Source organism: Paenalcaligenes sp., assembly GCF_030152715.1.
GTDB lineage: Bacteria > Pseudomonadota > Gammaproteobacteria > Burkholderiales > Burkholderiaceae_B > Paenalcaligenes > Paenalcaligenes hermetiae.
This window is the reverse complement of sequence record NZ_JASLIX010000055.1, coordinates 1-4,170: the sequence shown is the minus strand read 5'-3', so window position 1 is coordinate 4,170 and position 4,170 is coordinate 1. Positions and strand designations below refer to the sequence as shown.

Genomic DNA, 4,170 nt, shown 5'->3' with positions numbered 1-4,170 from the left:
GTGGCGCGTAATATCATGTCGCGCTGATGTGTTGCGCTGCGCATTTGAGATAGAAACGCAGGCCTTGAGCTTTGGCTTTGATGAAAGCTAAGTAGTCGATATCGAGTAGACATACAAAGGTGAATAGTAAAAAAGGCGGTTAAAGAAAACGCTTAAGCAAAAGGTTACGCCAGCTCTCCTTGCAACACCCCTTCTTTCACAACAATCGTATCGTCTAAGCGCACCGTGCAGTTACGCATGGGATAATCAAAGTGACATGAGCTAAAACGGTTCGCGGCAGGATTAGCGCCCGTAGAGATTAAAAAGTTGCCTGCAAAAGCACGTTGTTCGGTGCCATTGGTATCACGTTTGTCATACATGACCATGGCGTCCCAACGTGCTGCGGGAGCCATACCCCAGCCGACATGGCTGACGGCATAGGCATCGGGTTCTTTCCAGTTGGCATAATAGGAGCGAATCAACTCGGCATCCACGCCTGTGCCCTCAATATGCACCACAAAATCGTTTTCTATATGGAGCGTGACGGGGGATTCCAGATAGCGCTTAAACGTTAGATTAAGATCCCCGCGGTCTAAGACGACCCTGCCATTGACGCTGCCGTTGCTTGGGTAGCAAATACAAAGACCGGCAGGCCAATACCCAAAGCTGCCTGGTTTATCGGCGATGCCTGCACTGCCTCTTCCTACAACATCTGTTAAATCCACGGTTAAGTCGGTGCCGGCTGCAGAGCTAACATGCATGGTGCTGGCAGTACTGATCATTTGCCCGCCGATTTGGCTTTTTTTGTGGACTTCTAGGCTGGGTTTAACACGCTCAAGAATTTCTGGGTGCTCGTTACTAATCATCATAATACGTGCACCATGAGCTAATAGCGCATTTCTTTCTACGGCATGCAATAACCCTTCTACAGTGCAGTCCACGACAAAGGAAGTATGCGCTAATGCCTGTATGACAGAAGGGTGATTAGCTAAAGCCAGCGAGGTGCCTGTAGAACGTAAGGGTACAGCCTCGTGATTACGGGGTGATGGGATTGTGATATGAAAGACTTGCGCTCCCAGTTGGCTAAGCGCCAGTTCCGCTAGCTGAGGCAAGATAGGGCGTGATTGGGATTCGGATAAGATCGCCGCGCTTTCACCGGGTTTGACTTGGCATAATTGAAAAACCTCTACAAAATCAGCAATCCATTTACCTTCGATACGTTCTACTAGCACGGGACGGTCTCCTATTTATCAATAATAAAATTACATTTAGGCCGATAAGGCGGTCGTGGTGGCGTCTAAGGGGAAAAAGCGTGACTGATGATAAACCAGTGGGGTGGTGTCTTTTTGTATGTTCAGTTTTTGAATTAGTAGTTGTACAGAAAGATGGTCCCCCGCAGGATGGACATCGTAAATAGAACATTCAAACCAAATGGGGGCTTTTGCGAGTTGAATGGCACCCGTTGCTGTGACGTGATAATCCACCCCTTCGAAGCGCTGGTTTTTATCTTGTCCTGCCAATTGACGGCAAATCTGTGCATGCTCATAACTCAGAATGGATACGCCTAGGCGTTCCGCATGTTGTAAAAAGCGCCAAGTAGAGGAGTGCTTCTGAACAAAGAAAGCCGCTAGAGGTGGTTGTAAAGAAACACCCACAGAAAAGCTAGAGGCCACAATCACGTGCGGTGCATGGTCATGTTGTGCGGCAATAGCGGCTACACCCGATGGGAACAGTCCAAAAGCTTCGCGTAGTTGGGCCTGATCAAAGTGGTGGTCTCCAGTCATATCTTTATCCTTCATGCCAAAACGATTGCGCTCAAAGTAAACAGGTTTTTAATAGGTTTATAGTGCAAGTATTGTGCGATCAACAGAAAATAGCAACAAACCTAGGGAAAACCTTTATGCTTAAAGGGGAGTTGGATCTATTGATAAATAAAGATTTGAGGGAAAACCATAATAATAGAATCTGTCTACCTCGTTCTAATATTGCATATAACAAACGACCGTATTTATTTTGCATGTTTTGATTAGGGGAAGATAATGTCGCTTTTAGCCACTGATAATCGAATTGTTATGTCACAGCCACCTGCGCGTGAAGAAGTAGAGCAAATGGTGCAGCGGGTACACGAAATTGGCCCTTTGCTTAGAGAGCAGGCAGTGGTTGCCGATCGTCAGCGTCTATTGCCCCAAGCCTCGGTCGAGGCGCTGGAGCAAATAGGTGCTTGGGATATTTCTACATTGAAGCGTTATGGTGGCTATGAGGGCGGGGCGCAAATGCTCTTTGAGGTGGCGCGAACTATTGGCTATTACGATCCCAGTGCCGCGTGGTGTGTGGTGATTTCTAATGGCTCCGTCATGTTGACGAACCGCTATGAGGATGCAGTGCTTGATGAAGTCTTTGCGAATGGGCCGATACGCTCTGCTTCTATTTTTGCTCAGCCTCAAGGAACTGCGGTGCCTGATGGACAGGGGTGGCGCATTAAAGGAAAATGGCCTTTTGCTTCGAATAGTAATCATTCACATTGGGCATTAGGCATTTTATATATCAAGCGTAGTGCCGAGGACCCTGATACCTCTCGAGTGGGTTTTGTGTTAATGCGTCGTGATGAGTTTGAAATTCAAGACACGTGGTACACCATAGGTATGCGTGGCTCAGGATCAAATACGATGATTGCAGAAGACTTGTGGGTACCGCATAACCGAGTCATTACGTTTGAAGCATTAATGGGCATGGACCCCGAGCGCGAAGCGCAAGAAACGTTTGGTAGACGCTTAACACCGCATTTAACCATGTCTACGACCATTCAAGCCCCATCGGTTGGTGCAGCGTATGCAGGGTTTGATTACACGGCAGGCTTAGCTAATAAGCGCGGCATTACGTATACACACTATACAAAGCAGTCTGACTCGGGGGCGTTTGTACAAAATCTGGGTGCGACAAGTATTAAAATTGATGGGGCTCGGTTGCTGTTAGAGCGCTCCGCAGCGGCCATTGATCGTGCGGCGTCTGGGCATGAGCCAATGCCTTTGGAGCAAAGAGCGCGGCACCGAGCTGGTATTGGACATGCTGGTCATGAGCTTGTCGCAGCCATGAATGAGTTATGTTGGTTACACGGTACGGCCGCTTTTGCTGAGAACAGTGTATTGGGGCGGATGTGGCGCGATGTGAATACAGGCACTCGCCATGCGTCCATTACGGCTCCTATGGGGTACGAGCTGCATGGTAATGCTATCACCGAGACCCCTTTTATTTCCACTAAGCTATGAGCCCTAGCCCTTTTTCCCCACAAGTATCCGCCTCGCAAGTACTGGATGGTGTTACGGTAAATGGCTGGTATGGCGTGCGCTTTGCGCAGTTCACGGAACGGTTTCAACCGGCTGTCCCTGCGTCGGGCCAGCTGGCGGTGAGCCAGCTGCATGATGTGCCCATTTTTCCGCAGTTACCGAGCCGTTTAGCTAGCTCTATGGGAAAAGCTAAAGCTAACCCCCAGTCAGAGGATGCTTTTTTTGTCAATGTTTGGGCTCCTGCACAGGCAGAGCGCTTACCCGTGTTGGTCTTTATTCATGGGGGCGCATGGCTGACTGGGGGCGGTGCTATGGCATGGTACGAGGGCGCGCGCTTGGCCGCTCAGGGAGTTGTTGTTGTGAATGTAAGCTATCGACTTGGTGCTTTAGCTCATGCACAAACCACAGCAATAGGGTCGTTACCCGTTGATGATTTACGTCTAGGTTTGCATTGGGTGGTTAAGCACATTGCTGGCTTTGGGGGGGACCCGACTCGCCTGTGTGTGGCGGGGCAGTCTGCAGGGGGCTGGTATGCACATTTACTCTCGACTTTGCCAGAGTTCAAAGGCATGATCGATCGCGTGGCCTTATTAAGCATGGGGACAAGGGCACCCTGGACGGAGTCGCAGCAGCAAACGGTTTGGCATGGGATGAATCAGACAGGCGTGGATGTTTTGGCTTGTTCTGCTACAGAGCTTCTTCGTCTAGGCATGCAGGCTTTACCGCAGCACTCATTTCAGTTGGGTTATGCTCCCTCTGCTTTTCTGCCTACAGAGGGGCCTGATATTCCTCCTGCTTTTCTGGAACCAGAGTGGGCGGCGCAGCATAGTCATGCTCAAGCTTGGTATATTCGCTACACGGCGGATGAGTCTTCTGCATTTTTCTTTGACAGGGATGATTACAAAAC

The 4,170-nt window shown here is 49.5% G+C and carries 4 protein-coding genes; 2 read left to right on the top strand and 2 right to left on the bottom strand.

What is annotated here, in order from left to right:
- Positions 1-164 precede the first annotated feature (164 nt).
- Both Q1V74_RS04920 and Q1V74_RS04915 read right to left on the bottom strand, forming a co-directional pair.
- Positions 165-1,211, bottom strand: a complete 1,047-nt coding sequence (locus Q1V74_RS04920) for a peptidase M29 (RefSeq protein ID WP_300647320.1) — start codon at positions 1,209-1,211, stop codon at positions 165-167.
- A 36-nt stretch (positions 1,212-1,247) separates the two neighbouring features.
- On the bottom strand, positions 1,248-1,763 hold the full coding sequence (locus Q1V74_RS04915; protein ID WP_260649382.1) for a flavin reductase family protein: 516 nt from the start codon (positions 1,761-1,763) through the stop codon (positions 1,248-1,250).
- A gap of 255 nt (positions 1,764-2,018) precedes the next feature.
- On the opposite strand from Q1V74_RS04915, the gene Q1V74_RS04910 reads away from it, so the two are divergent.
- Entirely contained in the window at positions 2,019-3,245 is a 1,227-nt protein-coding gene (locus Q1V74_RS04910; RefSeq protein ID WP_300647319.1) for an acyl-CoA dehydrogenase, read from the top strand.
- On the top strand, positions 3,242-4,170 hold a 929-nt coding region (locus tag Q1V74_RS04905; protein WP_300647318.1), incomplete at its 3' end, for a carboxylesterase family protein. The genes Q1V74_RS04910 and Q1V74_RS04905, both read left to right, overlap by 4 nt.

Excerpts from the sequence above, each read along its gene's own strand:
- Q1V74_RS04915 (WP_260649382.1), bottom strand. The coding sequence starts at position 1,763 with ATGACTGGAGACCACCACTTTGATCAGGCCCAACTACGCGAAGCTTTT.
- Q1V74_RS04910 (WP_300647319.1), top strand. The coding sequence starts at position 2,019 with ATGTCGCTTTTAGCCACTGATAATCGAATTGTTATGTCACAGCCACCT.